The 15,682-nt window shown below is 36.6% G+C and carries 19 protein-coding genes; 10 read left to right on the plus strand and 9 right to left on the minus strand.

Going from position 1 to position 15,682, the window contains the following annotated elements; translation table 11 throughout:
• The first annotated feature begins 140 nt into the window (after positions 1-140).
• Entirely contained in the window at positions 141-1,307 is a 1,167-nt protein-coding gene (gene metK / locus B4237_RS11055; protein WP_004879155.1) for a methionine adenosyltransferase, read from the plus strand.
• Between the two features lie 58 nt (positions 1,308-1,365).
• Here metK and B4237_RS11060 read toward each other — a convergent pair whose 3' ends face one another.
• Positions 1,366-1,623: a hypothetical protein gene (locus B4237_RS11060; protein WP_004879152.1), complete on the minus strand. Its 258-nt coding sequence runs from the start codon at positions 1,621-1,623 to the stop codon at positions 1,366-1,368.
• 243 nt (positions 1,624-1,866) lie between these two features.
• On the opposite strand from B4237_RS11060, the gene B4237_RS11065 reads away from it, so the two are divergent.
• Positions 1,867-2,049, plus strand: coding sequence for a hypothetical protein (locus tag B4237_RS11065; RefSeq protein WP_004879151.1), 183 nt, complete (start codon positions 1,867-1,869; stop codon positions 2,047-2,049).
• 44 nt (positions 2,050-2,093) lie between these two features.
• Here B4237_RS11065 and B4237_RS11070 read toward each other — a convergent pair whose 3' ends face one another.
• The 5 genes from B4237_RS11070 to B4237_RS11090 form a co-directional block, all read right to left on the minus strand.
• On the minus strand, positions 2,094-2,654 hold the full coding sequence (locus B4237_RS11070) for an FxsA family protein (protein WP_019384298.1): 561 nt from the start codon (positions 2,652-2,654) through the stop codon (positions 2,094-2,096).
• Positions 2,655-2,839: 185 nt separating this feature from the next.
• A complete protein-coding gene (locus tag B4237_RS11075) occupies positions 2,840-3,274 on the minus strand; it encodes a DUF333 domain-containing protein (protein ID WP_278595704.1) in 435 nt (144 codons plus the stop codon).
• A 120-nt stretch (positions 3,275-3,394) separates the two neighbouring features.
• Positions 3,395-3,556: a hypothetical protein gene (locus tag B4237_RS11080; RefSeq protein ID WP_007482405.1), complete on the minus strand. Its 162-nt coding sequence runs from the start codon at positions 3,554-3,556 to the stop codon at positions 3,395-3,397.
• 500 nt (positions 3,557-4,056) lie between these two features.
• Positions 4,057-4,275, minus strand: coding sequence for a cold-shock protein (locus B4237_RS11085; protein WP_004879138.1), 219 nt, complete (start codon positions 4,273-4,275; stop codon positions 4,057-4,059).
• 458 nt (positions 4,276-4,733) lie between these two features.
• The gene (locus B4237_RS11090; protein WP_061397539.1) at positions 4,734-5,330 is read right to left on the minus strand and encodes a LysE/ArgO family amino acid transporter; all 597 of its coding nucleotides are present in this window, start codon (positions 5,328-5,330) and stop codon (positions 4,734-4,736) included.
• A 149-nt stretch (positions 5,331-5,479) separates the two neighbouring features.
• Between B4237_RS11090 and B4237_RS11095 the strand changes: the two genes are divergently transcribed.
• From B4237_RS11095 to ruvC, 3 genes are all read left to right on the plus strand, one after another.
• On the plus strand, positions 5,480-6,367 hold the full coding sequence (locus tag B4237_RS11095; protein WP_278595705.1) for an ArgP/LysG family DNA-binding transcriptional regulator: 888 nt from the start codon (positions 5,480-5,482) through the stop codon (positions 6,365-6,367).
• A 379-nt stretch (positions 6,368-6,746) separates the two neighbouring features.
• On the plus strand, positions 6,747-8,267 hold the full coding sequence (locus B4237_RS11100) for a jacalin-like lectin (protein WP_278595706.1): 1,521 nt from the start codon (positions 6,747-6,749) through the stop codon (positions 8,265-8,267).
• Positions 8,268-8,425: 158 nt separating this feature from the next.
• On the plus strand, positions 8,426-8,971 hold the full coding sequence (ruvC, locus tag B4237_RS11105; RefSeq protein ID WP_004879133.1) for a crossover junction endodeoxyribonuclease RuvC: 546 nt from the start codon (positions 8,426-8,428) through the stop codon (positions 8,969-8,971).
• Positions 8,972-8,973: 2 nt separating this feature from the next.
• On the opposite strand, the gene B4237_RS11110 is transcribed toward ruvC, so the two are convergent.
• Positions 8,974-10,530, minus strand: coding sequence for an NAD(P)H-hydrate dehydratase (locus B4237_RS11110; protein WP_278595707.1), 1,557 nt, complete (start codon positions 10,528-10,530; stop codon positions 8,974-8,976).
• 21 nt (positions 10,531-10,551) lie between these two features.
• On the opposite strand from B4237_RS11110, the gene queG reads away from it, so the two are divergent.
• Positions 10,552-11,661, plus strand: a complete 1,110-nt coding sequence (gene queG / locus B4237_RS11115; protein ID WP_278595708.1) for a tRNA epoxyqueuosine(34) reductase QueG — start codon at positions 10,552-10,554, stop codon at positions 11,659-11,661.
• Between the two features lie 94 nt (positions 11,662-11,755).
• Complete coding sequence (gene bioB, locus B4237_RS11120; protein ID WP_007482417.1) at positions 11,756-12,745, plus strand: biotin synthase BioB; 990 nt, start codon at positions 11,756-11,758, stop codon at positions 12,743-12,745.
• Positions 12,746-12,795: 50 nt separating this feature from the next.
• Here the strand turns inward: bioB and B4237_RS11125 are convergent, their stop codons facing one another.
• Together B4237_RS11125 and B4237_RS11130 are read right to left on the minus strand one after the other, a co-directional pair.
• A complete protein-coding gene (locus B4237_RS11125) occupies positions 12,796-13,008 on the minus strand; it encodes a hypothetical protein (RefSeq protein ID WP_007482418.1) in 213 nt (70 codons plus the stop codon).
• 125 nt (positions 13,009-13,133) lie between these two features.
• Positions 13,134-13,481: a hypothetical protein gene (locus B4237_RS11130; RefSeq protein WP_286943110.1), complete on the minus strand. Its 348-nt coding sequence runs from the start codon at positions 13,479-13,481 to the stop codon at positions 13,134-13,136.
• Between the two features lie 488 nt (positions 13,482-13,969).
• Between B4237_RS11130 and B4237_RS11135 the strand changes: the two genes are divergently transcribed.
• The 3 genes from B4237_RS11135 to B4237_RS11145 form a co-directional block, all read left to right on the plus strand.
• Entirely contained in the window at positions 13,970-14,503 is a 534-nt protein-coding gene (locus B4237_RS11135; RefSeq protein ID WP_004879120.1) for a fimbrial protein, read from the plus strand.
• Between the two features lie 84 nt (positions 14,504-14,587).
• The gene (locus B4237_RS11140; RefSeq protein ID WP_278595709.1) at positions 14,588-15,319 is read left to right on the plus strand and encodes a fimbrial biogenesis chaperone; all 732 of its coding nucleotides are present in this window, start codon (positions 14,588-14,590) and stop codon (positions 15,317-15,319) included.
• Between the two features lie 61 nt (positions 15,320-15,380).
• The coding region (locus tag B4237_RS11145; protein WP_286943113.1) for a FimD/PapC N-terminal domain-containing protein at positions 15,381-15,682 on the plus strand (302 nt) is incomplete at its 3' end.

The following is a 15,682-nucleotide window of genomic DNA, read 5'->3' on the forward strand; positions in this document are numbered from 1 at the left end:
AGCTTTACTGATACACATATCAATAAAAACACAATGAAAATGCAATAAATTTATGGTTTTTAGTCAGCTTGTGCTAGTCCTATGAGCCAAGTCGATGTAACATACTCTGTCTTTTTGAAAATAACCATGATAGGACGTTCATGCGCGAGTATGCTGTTTTTACTTCAGAATCTGTAAGCGAAGGTCATCCAGACAAAATGGCTGACCAAATTAGTGATGCGATTTTAGATGCAATCCTAAGAGAAGACCCGTATGCACGTGTCGCTTGTGAAACATTAGTAAAAACAGGCGCGGTTGTTCTTGCTGGTGAAATCACAACAACGGCTAACGTTGATTTTGAAGCGATCGTACGTCAAACCGTAAATGGTATTGGCTACCACCACTCTGATTTAGGTTTTGATGGTTCAACTTGTGCCGTAATCAATATGATCGGAAAACAATCTCCTGAGATTGCACAAGGTGTAGATCGTCAAAAACCTGAAGATCAAGGTGCTGGTGACCAAGGTCTAATGTTCGGTTATGCAAGCCGTGAGACAGATGTGCTTATGCCTGCACCGATTTCTTACGCACACCGTTTAATGGAGCGTCAAGCAGAGTTACGTCGTTCAGGTGCTTTACCTTGGTTACGTCCAGATGCAAAAAGCCAAGTTACTTTTGCTTATGAAAATGGCAAACCTGTTCGCTTAGATGCTGTCGTGCTTTCGACTCAACATGACCCAGAAATTACTCAAGCTCAGTTGAAAGAAGCTGTGATTGAAGAGATTGTTAAGCCAATCATTCCTGCTGAAATGTTCCATGCAGGCACAAAATTCCATATCAACCCAACAGGTATGTTTGTCATCGGCGGCCCTGTAGGTGACTGTGGTTTAACTGGTCGTAAAATTATCGTTGATACATACGGCGGTATGGCGCGTCACGGTGGTGGTGCATTCTCTGGTAAAGACCCATCTAAAGTTGACCGTTCAGCTGCATATGCTGGTCGTTATGTCGCCAAAAATATTGTTGCTGCTGGCCTTGCTGATAAATGTGAAATCCAAGTGAGCTATGCAATTGGTGTTGCTGAACCAACATCAATTTCAATCAATACCTTCAATACTGGTAAAGTATCTGATGAGTTGATCATTCAACTTGTTCGTGAACATTTTGACTTACGTCCATATGGCATCACACGTATGCTTAACCTTATTCAACCTATGTATAAGCAAACAGCTGCTTATGGTCACTTTGGCCGTGAAGGTTCAGATACAGCATTTACTTGGGAAAAAACTGACAAAGTTGAAATCCTTAAGGATGCAGCAGGTCTTTAATTGCTCTGCGTCATCTAATAAAAAAGCTCGCATTTTGCGAGCTTTTTTATTCCCCAATCTAATTTCCCGAATTCATATTATCTTGCTTTAAAACTTCAAAAATAGACGTATTTTGAACAGGTTGCTCTTCTTGATGATGTTGCGAATACAAATGTGCAAGTTTTACGATAACCACAACAGCTAAACACGCAGCAACACAGAACATCCACATACCGTAAGGGCTGCGAATATGTTGAGAACCACAGTAAGGACATTCCTTATCTGTAGACGCGACCACCTTGTCGCAACATGCACAATGATATTGATATAACATCATTTGTTCCTCCCACTCGTTATTTTTTATTTTCTTTTTACAACAATTTTCACCGTTGTACTTTTATCCTATGAAAAAAAAAACGAGATTACAATGCAGTTATATGACCGATTCTTTCAAATTTACAAAGTTTTTATGTCAATTTAATGAACTACAAGTATTTTTAAATTTTTCTACAGAAGCGTATTATTTTGATCTTTCACATAATTTGCTAAAATATTGCTTTAAATTTATGGAAATAGCACCATGACTCAATTAATCAACAAAGGTGGATTTCGTGAACGTGCCAACCGTAGTCGAAAATACAAACAGTCAGAAAATGAGGTGACCACTTTGCCACCGAGCCAATACCAACCTCAAGACAAACAGACTACGGTCGCCAATAATGCAGAAAATAACCAAACTACAGATACAAACAACAAACCATAAAAAAGCACACTTTTGATCGTGTGCTTTTCTATAACTAAACCGAATTAGTTTACATCTTTAAATTCAATTTTCTTTTGATCTGGTTTTACTTCACGCGCTTCACCATCAATCACGGTTGAGTCACGATATTGCCCACCACCTTGTTGATTTTGCATTTCTTGCATCTGACGCATTAAATCAGCAAATGGACTTTGTCCTGAAGCACCACCGCCCATACCACCCATCATTTGGTCCATCATTGCTTGTTGACGCTTTGCCATTGTTTTCATCAATGCATTGCGGAAAGCTGTTTGTACCGATGGGATTAACACTAAAACGGCGATTACATCAGAAATCAAACCTGGTAGCATTAAAAAGAAACCAGACATCGCGATTGCTAATTTCTTAGTTACCGCTGGATCAGCACCTAACTGCCCTGTCATTTGCATTTGCTGTAACTGAGGCATGATACCTGACGTGCTTGAACGCAGCATATTCAAGCCAATAAAAAATGCGATAATAAACCAGAAGAATACATACCACATACTTCCAACGAGATCGCCCACGCCGATCCAAACCAACACTTCAGCAATTGTGCCAAAAACCACGATAAGAAGTAGATTCATGTTAAATCTCAAAATAAAACAATGTGCATATTGATAAAACAATGCTGACACATTTAATAAAATAAACTCAATAAATTATTTGATGGGTTCTTTTCTAAATTTATCAAGTCTGATGTTTATGTTTATTACATAAAAAAGCTCTCAGTTGAAATCAATCAATTGAGAGCCTAGAAAGAATTTATAAATTAACCACAAGTTGCATTGATAATCTTTTTAGATTGTGGATCAATCGTTACTGTAACGCGGTTCTCTCGATAATCCATAGTTACAGGTTGATTAGGTCCAACACTACGCACGATCTCAGACTTGGTTTTTTGCTTAATTTGTTCTTCGCTAAGTCCTGATTGACCAATTAACTTTTTTGCCTCATCAGCAACACATTTCGATTGGCTAGCACGGAATAGCTCCCACTCCTCAACCACCTGACCATTTGGCAACTTGCAGTATCCAACCTGACCATTTGTTTCATTTCGAATTTCCAACTGACCACCTTGCTCAACGCAATATTTACTCGCTGGATTTGCCATACCAATTTTTGGTGGCATATCGTCTTTATTTGGAGTTGAAGAACACGCTGCCAATGACATAACAACTGCACCTAAAAGTAAGATCTTTTTCATATTTTTGAATTTTTGCAAAAAAATTTAATATAGCAAACAAATGATAAATTTATGTCTATGAATTGAAACAAAGAACTCCAGTTATGATTAACTCATCGTTTAGTTCAACGAATTAAATCATCATTGAATAATGATGTACTCAAGCCGAATAGCCTGATCAACCAAATAATGATCTTTGATAATATAAAAATATGGTCTCGTGTTTACCCACTCATCCATTTCCAAAATGGCTTCTGTATAACCCATCACTGCTGAAAAATCTTTTACTTGTAAAATATCCATAGGCTTATCCCTTTTCTTATAGATATAAGCCTAACATAGAGTAAATATTTCCTTGTAGCTCAAAGCTCAATCTTGCCAGTCATTTTATATTTTTATAATTTGTTTTGGCTAAATTTCAAACATTAAAAAAGCACCCGAAGGTGCTTTCTTTCTCTTATAAGCCTGTTGCGATCAGAACCACAAAACTGAACAACAACGAACCTAAAGATCTTTTACAATGTACATGAACTTCTTGCTCAAACCCTTGAGAGTATCGCTCTAAGTTTTCCATAACCTAATGCTCATTTAATGTACTGCAATTATTAATTTGCCTAAATAATGTATGAAATGAAATTAGCAAAAAGTCGTAGATCAAGCTAGGGTAAAAATTTAAACACATGGTCAATTAGTGACAAAATTAAGCAATTTCACTTAAATTTCTAATGGTTTTTTGCAATTTTTCTAAATTATTAATATTCAAATAAAAAAGCCCACCAAAGTGAGCTTTTTTATATTTATTCTTAGTTTTGAGCAACTACAGTAATAGCAGTTGCTTGAGGTCCTTTTTTACCTTCAGCTACAGTAAAAGATACACGTTGTCCTTCATGAAGAACTCTAAAGCCGTTGCTTTGGATTTCGCTAAAGTGAGCAAAAACATCTTGTCCAGAATCAGCATGAATAAAACCAAAACCTTTAGTTTCATTGAACCATTTAACTGTACCAGTCACAGTGTTAGACATAAATTTAACCTATTTGAAAATTCGTAATACTTAGCAGCAAATAACTTGGAATAATAAAACTATGACACTAAAATCTGATAAAACGAGAAGTTTGGACAAACATACGAAATTAGAGATTTGCTGAATCAACAGAGTTATTCTTCTAGTTAACTATCACTATACACGACTTTACTTTTTATAAGCAATCCCTATTGCTTCAACCACTCATATAAATGGATGACATAACATTCAAAAACTAAGATTGATCTACGAAAACCATTTCCAAAATTATTTAATTTCAATATTTTTCAATAAGATAGATCAAGAAAAACAAGTCAAATAGATAAGATTTTCAATTAAATTCTCTTACATTTTTCTTCTTATGCAATTGATCAAGTTTCAGCAACCTATTTTGAATAACGAAAAAGTAAATATGATTAAAAATTATCCCAAACATCAATTTTTAACCCATTCCAATTTTAAATAATTAACATCGTAGCAATTGTCCACATTGTGATCCCAATTAAAACGTCTAAAATTTTCCAAGATGTCGCTCTTTTAAATAAAGGAAGTAACATCTTTGCCCCGTAGCCTACTGAAAAGAAAAATATCCAAGAAGCGAGTATTGTGCCTGCCGCAAACTGATACAGTTGATCCGAAAATTGCACTGAAATTGATCCGATCAAGATAATCGCATCCAAATACACATGCGGGTTAAGCCATGTGAATGCTAAGCATATTCCGATAATTTTGAGTAAAGAATCTTTTTCAATATCACTTGGGTTTAGCGAAGAAGAATTTTTTATAGCTGAATAGAAATTACGCAATCCGTAAAGGAATAAAAATGCTGCGCCAAAATATTTGCTCACGGTAAGGAGAAGTGGAAAGTTAGCAATAACTTTGGAGAATCCTGTTACACCGAAGTAAATCAAAATAGAATCAGATAATGCACAGATGAAACAAACCCAGAATACATACTGCTGCTTTAAACCTTGTTTTAATACGAATGCATTTTGCGCCCCTATTGCTAAAATCAGAGAGAAGCCAATTCCAAGCCCATATACAAATGCACTCATTCACTTTTTCCACAAACTAAAAATATTAAAGGTATTCATTTCTTTACACATTCAGATCACGCTGAAAGATTGTTATTATCTTTTTTTTTAATTTTTAATTCAGTAAAATTAAGTTTATTTCAGTTCAACTAAGTTTTTTTAAGGAAATTATGCTCGATAGCAAACAATGTGAAGCTTTCTTTGCTGTTGCAGAAACAGGTAGCTTTGAACATGCAGGCCAAAGACTGTGTATTACCCCATCTGCTGTGACACTGAGGGTTCAAGCACTTGAGAAGCACTTAGGTCAACTCTTGCTGATACGCGGCAGACCTTGCGTTTTAACTCAATCAGGTCTACATCTATTTGAATATTTGCAACATAGCAAACGCCTAGAACAAAATTTACTATACAGTCTCACAGGTAAATCTGAATCTAATTATTTTAAAACCACAATCGCAACGAACGCCGACTCTTTAGCAACTTGGTTGCTTCCCGCACTGAAAGATGTGCTCATTCAAGAAAAAATTATGATTGAGTTTAACTGTGACGATCAGTCGCATACTTATTCATTACTGGAAAATGGGAAAGTCAATGCATGTATTTCTATCGAAAGTGCAGCCATGAAGGGTTGTAATGCCATACATCTGGGATCTATGCGTTATAAAATGGTTTCAACGCCATTGTTTCAAAAGAAATGGTTTAAAAACGGAATCACGAGAGAAAGCTTAAGGACTGCCCCTGCAATTATTTTCAATCACAAAGATCACACCCATTTTGACGTACTCGAAAAGATGTTTGGGTTAACAAAAGGCACTTATCCATGTCACCTTATCCCATCTTCTGAATCCTTTGTCACGGCAATCCAGCTTGGCTTGGGATATGGAATGGTTCCAGAATTTCAACTCGAACAGGCTTTTAAAGATAAAAGTTTAGTTGAGATTTTACCTGAAGCTGAAACAGATATTGCTTTATATTGGCACCATTGGAATCAACAATCTGCTCCTCTTCAAGCCTTAACGACACATATTGTCCAAAAAGCGAAAATAGTTTTGAGATAATGTTCTAAGCAAAACAAGATATATCCAAAAATATCTTATTACATTTTAAAAGCAAGTACAGATTTAAAGGATTTAATTTTATTCAAAACCATAAATATAAATAAAAAGCCAATTCAGATATTTTAAAATAAAAATAAACCTATATTACAAGTAAAATAATTTCATAAAATCCCAAAAAAACAACAAAAATTAAATACAAGTGATAAACAAAACTTAACTCACACTTAAATTTAAAGTAAAAATACAATTCTAATGCATACCCAAAACTCAATATCATTTTCATTTAGATATACATAATAACTAATTTTTGATATAAAAAATCTGCTCTTTATTAATGAGCAAAAAATTAAAATCTAAAAACTAAAAATTGGGGAAATATATGAACTCTAAACAAGAAATTGATCAAATGGCATTAGGAACAGCGGCCTCAGCATTATTTCAAGGTTATAACAATGTCACAGCACAGGCATCCAACACCGCTATCCAAGGCTCACCAACAACGCAGTCAGGTGTCAGTGAATTACAGTATGTAGTCACGAAATCTCTACAACAAACATATAAAGCCTTGAATATTTCATCTTCTGTTTCTGCTGGTTATGGTGGATTTTCAGGGGAGGCAAAAGTAAACTTTGTAAATCAACTTAGTTTAACAAAAGAAAGTCTTTGTATTGTGGTTAAAGCCTCCGACAAACAAAATGTTACCCGTACAAATAATGTATCAATGAAATCAGATGTTCCTGTACCATCCACGGAAGATCAAGTTATTGAATTTGTTAAAAAGTATGGTGATTCTTATATTTCCGAGTTGGTCACAGGCGCAGAGTATTATGCTGTATATGCTTTTATTTGCGAGACCACAGAGCAACGAATGAGTTTAGAGGCTCAGCTAACAGCAAGTGGCATTTCTCTTTTTGGAGGTAGTCTTTCTGCTGATTTCCAAACAAAAATAGAAAATGTTTGCAAAGTATCATCGTCAACAGTCACATTTCAACAAATTGTTTCTGGCTTGAAAGATCCACATCTGCCATCACAAGATCACATAATCGATTACGCTCTAAGATTCTTTGATCTACAAATTGATAATCCTGCTATTATTTCCTACGAATCATCTAGCTATGATCAAGTACCTGGCTTTCCTGTGAATTTATTAGATCAAATCAGAAAGAATGTTTCATATTTTACTGATCCCAATGGGGATTTTACTAAGAAAGGAATTGATATTAATGAATTAATTAATCAATGTGAAAATATTGATAATATTTATAAGTTTTATAATTTCATTCAAGACCCAAAAATTAATAGTGTAAAAGAATTAGCGTATATCGATCTTAAAAAGCTTAAATCCCAACAAGATGATTTCACATACAATCCAAATAATAAATACTCTTTACCTGACTTACCTTCCTTAAATGAAGGAAAACCAGCTCTTCAATTTAATTTCAAAGATTCACCAACTTATGGTGGTGATGGTGGCAGTGTTTTTAATGATATTAATCAGTCTACCTTTCTCCCAAAACGCACTCGTTTAGTTAATGTAAAATTATACTCTGGAAAATATGTAGATAAACTGATCGCAACTTATGAATGTACAGACCCAATTAAACGTACTTATGTTTGTGAACATGGTGGTAATGGCGGTGGAGCTAGCTATGACCTTCAGCTAACGAATGGGATTTGGGTAAAATCGATTTCTGGCCAAAGCGGAAAATATATTGATCACCTAACATTTGAATCTAGTAATGGCCAATCAATCTCAGGTGGTGGTAATGGTGGTGGTGCATTTCAGTGCCAAATTCCTGATGGCTATTTTGTAGCAGGATTTCGAGGTCGATCTGGTAGCCTATTAGATCAATTTGGAGCTGTTTTTGCTAAACTTTTACCAGCAACATGGCAAAAATAATTGAGAAAGCAAAAAAGCTATCTACATAATGGATAGCTTTTTATTCATTTAAAGCTACATTTGAGAAATCATTTACTTTTTTTGTATTAATAAAAAAATATACAGCTAAAAGCCTTATATGTAACAATATCAACAATCTTTTATTCTTATAGTGCTGCATGTCATTAATTATTGGTATTGATCCTGGTTCACGCTTAACAGGTTACGGAATTATTGAGAAAGATGGCAACAAGTTACGTTTTGTCGATGCAGGCACGATTCGTACTGAAACACAGGAAATGCCCGAACGTTTAAAACGTATTTTTGCGGGTGTAGAACGTATCGTTAAATTTCATGGACCAACCGAAGCTGCGGTAGAGCAAGTCTTCATGGCACAAAATCCTGATTCTGCACTAAAGCTTGGTCAAGCGCGTGGTGCAGCCATCGCGGCATTGGTGAATTTGGATTTACAAGTGGCAGAATACACAGCGCGTCAGATTAAGCAATCTGTCGTGGGTTATGGCGCGGCTGATAAAGAACAAGTCCAAATGATGGTGATGCGCTTATTAAACTTAAGCATTAAACCCCAAGCTGATGCGGCAGATGCTCTCGCTGCTGCTATTTGTCATGCACACGCTTCTGGAAGTATGAGCAAAATGGCTGTGCTGAATGCTTTAGGTGGGATGGCAAGAGGAAGAAGCCGCTCCAGTACTAGAAGGCGTTAATATTAATGATTAACGACTTCATAAATCACTTTCCCCATATCATGCGCTTGCAAACCTCTCATACCATTTTCAGCCAGTAAATCTCCTGCCTGTGCATGTAAGCTAACAATCTCATGTAATGCAATTTGCTCATGAAATTGAGCTTTTAAACTCGCAATCATTCCTGCCAACACATCTCCCATGCCTCCTGTCCCCATACCTGCATTACCTTGAGTACAGATAAATAATTCGCTTTCCAAGATTAAACTACCAGCACCTTTTAGCACCCATTGCCCGGCATATTTTTGCTGTAGTTGGTGAATCGCTGCAATGCGATCTTGTTCAATCTCTGCTGCTGTACAATCTAATAAAGTTGCTGCTTCGCCTGAATGTGGAGTCGCATAGATATGATCATTTAATTGTTGCGGATGCTTTGCCAAAAACCAAAGTCCATCTGCATCAAGCACAATTTCTAAATGTGTATTTTGATTGAGTAAATCGAACCATTGCTGATAAATCCGCTCTGCCCATTGATCACGTCCTAAGCCCATTCCAAAACAGACCGCATCGACTTGCTTTAATAGTTGTTGAATCAGCTCTTGATCTAACGCATTAATATCTCGAACCATGATATTGGGCGAACGTGACAAAATTGCTTGATGATGTTTGCTATGACAAATCACACTTACTTTGCCAGCACCTGCATGAAAAGCGGCCTCAGCTGACATAATCACTGCTCCGCCCATATCCGCATGACCGCCAACAACGAGTACATGCCCGTAACTGCCTTTGTGACCAAATGCCTGACGTTTCGGCAATACAATTTTTTCAGGTGATAAATAGGCAAGTGGTTTTAATGCTGTATCAATTGGAATCAGGCGGACTAAGTGCAATTGACCGACATATTCTTTGCCTTGTCCCGTAAATAAGCCTGCTTTATACCCCAAAATGGTAAAGGTATGATCCGCTTGTATTGCACAAGGTAAAACTTGTCCTGTATTGGCATGTAGTCCACTGGGAATATCAATCGAGATTTTTAAACCTGTTTGTGCATTAAAACACTGAATTATTTTTTGCCAACCTTCATTTAGCGCTCTATTTAAGCCAATCCCAAATAACGCATCGATATGACAATCAACCTTTCTTAGCATCTCCTTATAGGGATGAGGGGTATACTCCACAAGATCACCAATGACATTGCTATTTAAATCTGTAGACGACTCGTTCTGAAAAATAGAAGCTGCAATATCATTTATTGGCTTCATTTCAACTTGCTGAGATTCAGCATACGCATAAGCCTGTTTTAAATCAGTGGAGTTACCCATTTCAGTTGAAAATACCGTTACATCAAAGCCCACCTGCTTCAAAAATGTAGCAATATAATAACCATCACCAGCATTGTTACCCTGCCCACACCACACAGCGATATTTTGGATATTTTGTTGATGAAATTGCTCAATCAGTTGCTGCGATATTGACCAAGCTACTTGTTGCATTAATCCTAAAGAGGAATTTTGCTGAGCAAACCAACGCTGCTCCCATGCTTGAATACTTTGGCTATGGTAAACTGAACGTTGCATATTATCCCCTATTATTGGTTTATGGCTTCATCCGCACCTTCAGGAAAATCGCTTGATAAAATCGAGCTGCAACAGCTTGATCCTCAAGAACTTAAAACATGGATAAAAGCTCAGGCTTTGGACTTGGGCTTTTCTGATTGTGTCATTGCCAAACCAGATGCTCAAGATCAAATGCCTCGTTTTAAAGAATATTTAGAACGCGGCTATCATGCAGATATGCACTATTTAGAAGAAAACTTAGAAAAACGTGCTAATCCAACTTTATTAGTTCCAGGAACTAAAAGCATTATTTGTGTGCGCATGAACTATCTTGTTGCATCCCCCCAGCCCCGTTATGTACCATTTGAACCAAATTCTGCCATTATTGCCCGTTATGCACGCGGTCGTGATTATCACAAAGTAATGCGTGGGCGGCTCAAAACGTTAGCAAGCCAAATTAAAGAAAAAGTGGGCGATTTTGAGTCACGCCCATTTGCTGATTCAGCACCTATTTTTGAAAAATCCTTAGCTGAAAGCGCAGGTATGGGATGGACAGGAAAACATACTTTACTGATTCATAAAAAATCAGGTTCTTTCTTTGTATTGGGGGAGCTATTTACCTCTCTCGAACTTCCTTTTGATCAACCTGCAACTGCACACTGCGGTTCATGCACTGCCTGTATTGATATTTGCCCAACACAAGCGATCGTTGAACCTTATATGTTAGATGCAAGGAAATGCATTGCATATTTGACCATTGAATATAAAGGCATTATTCCAGAAGAACTTCGCCAAGGCATCGGCAATCGTATATTTGGTTGTGATGATTGTCAGTTGATTTGCCCTTGGAATAGTTTTGCTAAAATGGCAACAATCCCAGATTTTGATGCGAGACATGGCTTAGATAACATTAGTTTACTCGACATTTGGCAATGGGATGAAGCAACTTTTTTGGCCAATACCGAAGGCAGTCCGATTCGTAGAACTGGCTACCAATCTTTTAAACGCAATATTGCAATCGGGCTTGGAAATGCGCCATACTCGGTTGATGTAGTCACACAATTGCAAGAAGCAAAACCTTTGCACGATGAGATTGTCAATGTACACATTGATTGGGCAATTGAACAACAATTGCAACGAGCCAATGTATAACAAATAGAAAATTGATGTTTTTTGCCCTTTGGCTTTGGCACGATTTCTGTATGATTAATCTCAATGTTTGTAATCAATCATCATGGATATAACAATGACCTTACGTAATGACTGGACTCGTGATGAAATCCAAGCTTTATATGATCAACCTTTTTTAGACTTAGTATTTGAAGCGCAAAGCGTTCATCGTCAACATTTCCAAGCAAATACGATTCAGGTCAGCACCCTTCTTTCGATTAAAACGGGTAAATGTCCAGAAGATTGTAAATATTGCTCTCAGTCAGCACATTACGACTCTAAATTAGAAGCAGAAAAACGTATTGCAGTTGATAAAGTAATTAGCGAAGCACAAGCTGCAAAAGAATCAGGTTCATCTCGTTTCTGTATGGGTGCTGCATGGCGTAACCCGCATGAAAGAGATATGCCTTATGTCTTAGAGATGGTACGCGAAGTAAAAGCCTTAGGTTTAGAAACTTGCATGACATTGGGTATGCTCAACCAATCGCAAGCTGAGCGTTTGAAAGATGCTGGTTTAGATTATTACAACCACAACCTAGATACATCACGCGAATATTATTCGCATATCATTAGCACTCGTACTTTTGATGATCGTTTAAATACACTCGATCATGTACGTCAAGCAGGTATGAAAGTATGTAGTGGTGGTATCGTCGGTTTAGGTGAAAGTCGTAACGACCGTATTGGTCTATTGCAAGAGCTTGCTACGATGCCAGTACACCCTGAGTCTGTACCAATCAACATGCTTGTACCGATTGAAGGCACACCACTCGCTGAAGTGGAAAAATTAGATGTGACTGAGTGGATTCGTACAATTGCTGTCGCACGTATCATCATGCCACATAGCTATATTCGATTATCAGCAGGTCGTGAATCCCTTAGTGACTCGGATCAAGCACTTGCATTTATGGCTGGTGCAAACTCATTGTTCTCTGGTGAAAAACTGTTAACAACTCCAAATGCTGGTGAAGGCAAAGATCAGATCTTATTTGCAAAACTCGGCTTAACTGCTGAAAAAGCAAAGCCTACAGTTGCAGAACTCTCAGTAGATGCCATGAGCGCATAAATATAAAAGCCTTGTCGCTTGACAAGGCTTTTTTCTTGGAATAATTACACTTATATAGATGTGACTAAAATCCCATATTTGGCAGTAAGAAACATTCCAATTCTAATCACATCCACTCCAGCTGCATGCGTAACAGATAGCTCCTGTGTATGTACATCAAAATGGAATGAATCAAATATCTCTTGATGATGCATTAACCATAAAATGGTATCAGCGACATGCTCATCAACTGTATACGTTTCCGACTTAAAATCCTTATCCATAATGCTTTATTGAGATAAATTGATTTAAACATCATAACCAAATCATCTATCAAAAGCAGTAAGATAAAAAAACACTTAGTCAAAGGAGATAACTAAGTGTATTAACGAGGAATAAAACTTAGCGATTAGGCAGCTTTAGGATTAATCAATGTCTGACCTGCTTTTAAGCTATTCATGGCCTTTGGATTAAACTCTAATGTCAGGACGTGATTGTCTAAATGAACATGATAAGAACGAATCAATGACTGCGGCCCATCTTCTGTATCTAACACATACTCATCCGCGATATTTAGGATACCTTCGAGATTGGTTGTACTAAACGCACGATCATGGCTGAACAAGTCGTAGATTGTCTGTAAATTAAAACTTGTATGTTGTTCTGTAGGATGACTTTTTAAGTGTTGCTCTAAGAACAATACAAATTTATGTGCGAAGAAATAATAGTTAGGTTTATGTGTATAAAGCATGTTCATTTATAGCTCCTTTAGATGATTTTTTCATCAAATCATGACTAAAACACTAAGGATTGAATCTTAAAAAAATCTTAAAAAAAGTTTGGCGTTTTTGTTAACGAACTTAAAAATCTTCTGCTTTTATTTTTAACAAAGGTTCAATTTTTTGATGATTACTGAAGTCCTGTCACAAAAACTTCATATAAAAAAACCGCTATTTTGTATAAAAAATAAACAAACAATCCACTATTTCTTAAAAAATAAATCTTAAAAACAACATTTTTTGTTGAAAATTCACATAATCAGGAAAGCAATTTCAGAAAAACTAAAAAATAAACAACAAGTTATTTCAGCCAGCTTAATAATTATTTAAGAATTACTAAAAATGTGATGAAGTTTGCATTTTATTTATTAACTGGTATATTTCGCACATTACTTATTCAGCGCAGAAACTTAACTGGAAAAGTAATCTAATTCAAACTTTTAGCTGATGTCTTAGAGAAATTATTATGAAAAAACTTGCTTTGCTCGCTACTCTTTCAGTTGTTGGTATTGCTAGCGCTCACGCTGCAGATGGTACTATCACAATCAATGGTTTAGTGACTGATAAAACTTGTAACATCGTTACTCCAGCGGGTAAAGATTTTACAGTTACGCTTCCAACAGTTTCTAGACAAACTCTTGCGAATGCAGGTGATGTTGCTGGCCGTACACCATTCCAAATCAACTTAGAAGATTGTTCAGAAGGTAAAGTTGCAACTTACTTCGAACCAGGTGCAACTGTTGATTTCAACACTGGTCGTTTAATCAACCAAGCTGCTAGCGGTGCTCAAAACGTTGACGTTCAACTTTTAGGTAGCAACAACCAAGTAATCCCTGTTTTAGCTGCTGGTGCTTCTGGTGCTCAAGCGAACTCTCAATGGGTTGACGTTGTTGACGGCGGTAGTGCAGATCTTAACTACTACGCTGAATACTATGCAACTGGCGCATCTACTGCTGGTGAAGTAACAACTAACGTTCAATACACAATTATTTATCAATAATTTGTTGATCGCTGAGTTTCTATGTTCTAGAGCATAGAAACTCTTTTTATTTAAATTCATCTGCCTTTTTTGAGAATGTTGAGCATGTCATTTAACGGTTGTAAATTTTTGTCTGGTTTAGCACTTTGTTCAGTTATGGCTACTGCCGCTAACGCTGAGATAATCATTCATGGCACACGCGTGATTTACCCTTCTGATGCACGTGAAGTAACTTTACAACTCAGCAATAATGGCTCAAAACCTGCTCTCGTCCAAGCTTGGATCGATGAGGGTGATCCTAAAAGCACACCAGACCAATCTAAAGTGCCTTTTATGATTACACCACCTATCTCTCGTGTAGAGCCAACTAAAAGTCAAACACTTCGTATTACGGCTTTACCAAATGCGTTACAACTAGATCAAAAACAAGAAACTGTATTTTGGTTAAACGTTTTGGATATTCCACCGAGACCAACAGGCAAAGGTACAGAAACTGTTCCAGATAACTTTTTGCAACTTGCAATTCGTTCAAGAATTAAATTTTTCTATCGTCCAGCAAGTATCAAAGAAGATGCCAACTTAGCTGCTGACAAATTGCAATGGCGTCGTGTTGGTCAAAACATTGTTGTTAAAAACCCAACCCCTTTTCATATCACGATGACTTCAATTTATCAGGCCAATGGTGATAAGAAAGTTGATTTATTGCCTAAAGGTTTAATGTTAAAGCCTTTTTCTGAAGATCAAGTTCAGTTAAAAACATCGAACACTGAAAAAATGAGTTTTATTAATGTTAATGATTACGGTGGCCGTGTCGAAAGACCGATCAAATTCCAATAATCATTATTCGTTTAGATAATCAATAATTTTAAGTACCTATACAATATAGGCGATTTTTAATATGTCAAAACAGCACGCAACATACAGATTATTAAAGCGTCATATTTGCTTTTACCTTACCTCAGGCATGATCAGCATGACCCTGCCTGTAATGGTACATGCAGATGAATCTACACAAAAAAAAGCTGTAGAAGCTGAGTTTGACTCTTCTTTTTTAATCGGTGATGCACAGAAAATCGATATTTCACGATTCAAATACGGTAACCCTGTTTTACCGGGTGAATATAACGTCGACGTATATGTAAATGGTCAGTGGTTCGGTAAACGTCGAATGATGTTTAAAGCTGTAGACCCAAAAGAAAA

It is taken from the genome of Acinetobacter sp. UBA6526 (assembly GCF_002434875.1).
Lineage (GTDB): Bacteria > Pseudomonadota > Gammaproteobacteria > Pseudomonadales > Moraxellaceae > Acinetobacter > Acinetobacter venetianus.

Bases quoted from the DNA above. Each gene is read 5' to 3' on its own strand.
- B4237_RS11095 (WP_278595705.1), top strand. From the start codon at position 5,480: ATGCTCGATAGCAAACAATGTGAAGCTTTCTTTGCTGTTGCAGAAACA.
- queG (WP_278595708.1), top strand. From the start codon at position 10,552: ATGGCTTCATCCGCACCTTCAGGAAAATCGCTTGATAAAATCGAGCTG.
- B4237_RS11130 (WP_286943110.1), bottom strand. From the start codon at position 13,481: ATGAACATGCTTTATACACATAAACCTAACTATTATTTCTTCGCACAT.
- B4237_RS11140 (WP_278595709.1), top strand. From the start codon at position 14,588: ATGTCATTTAACGGTTGTAAATTTTTGTCTGGTTTAGCACTTTGTTCA.
- B4237_RS11090 (WP_061397539.1), bottom strand. From the start codon at position 5,330: ATGAGTGCATTTGTATATGGGCTTGGAATTGGCTTCTCTCTGATTTTA.
- ruvC (WP_004879133.1), top strand. From the start codon at position 8,426: ATGTCATTAATTATTGGTATTGATCCTGGTTCACGCTTAACAGGTTAC.
- B4237_RS11070 (WP_019384298.1), bottom strand. From the start codon at position 2,654: ATGAATCTACTTCTTATCGTGGTTTTTGGCACAATTGCTGAAGTGTTG.
- metK (WP_004879155.1), top strand. From the start codon at position 141: ATGCGCGAGTATGCTGTTTTTACTTCAGAATCTGTAAGCGAAGGTCAT.
- B4237_RS11060 (WP_004879152.1), bottom strand. From the start codon at position 1,623: ATGATGTTATATCAATATCATTGTGCATGTTGCGACAAGGTGGTCGCG.
- B4237_RS11085 (WP_004879138.1), bottom strand. From the start codon at position 4,275: ATGTCTAACACTGTGACTGGTACAGTTAAATGGTTCAATGAAACTAAA.
- bioB (WP_007482417.1), top strand. From the start codon at position 11,756: ATGACCTTACGTAATGACTGGACTCGTGATGAAATCCAAGCTTTATAT.
- B4237_RS11080 (WP_007482405.1), bottom strand. From the start codon at position 3,556: ATGGATATTTTACAAGTAAAAGATTTTTCAGCAGTGATGGGTTATACA.
- B4237_RS11065 (WP_004879151.1), top strand. From the start codon at position 1,867: ATGACTCAATTAATCAACAAAGGTGGATTTCGTGAACGTGCCAACCGT.
- B4237_RS11110 (WP_278595707.1), bottom strand. From the start codon at position 10,530: ATGCAACGTTCAGTTTACCATAGCCAAAGTATTCAAGCATGGGAGCAG.
- B4237_RS11075 (WP_278595704.1), bottom strand. From the start codon at position 3,274: ATGAAAAAGATCTTACTTTTAGGTGCAGTTGTTATGTCATTGGCAGCG.
- B4237_RS11125 (WP_007482418.1), bottom strand. From the start codon at position 13,008: ATGGATAAGGATTTTAAGTCGGAAACGTATACAGTTGATGAGCATGTC.
- B4237_RS11135 (WP_004879120.1), top strand. From the start codon at position 13,970: ATGAAAAAACTTGCTTTGCTCGCTACTCTTTCAGTTGTTGGTATTGCT.
- B4237_RS11100 (WP_278595706.1), top strand. From the start codon at position 6,747: ATGAACTCTAAACAAGAAATTGATCAAATGGCATTAGGAACAGCGGCC.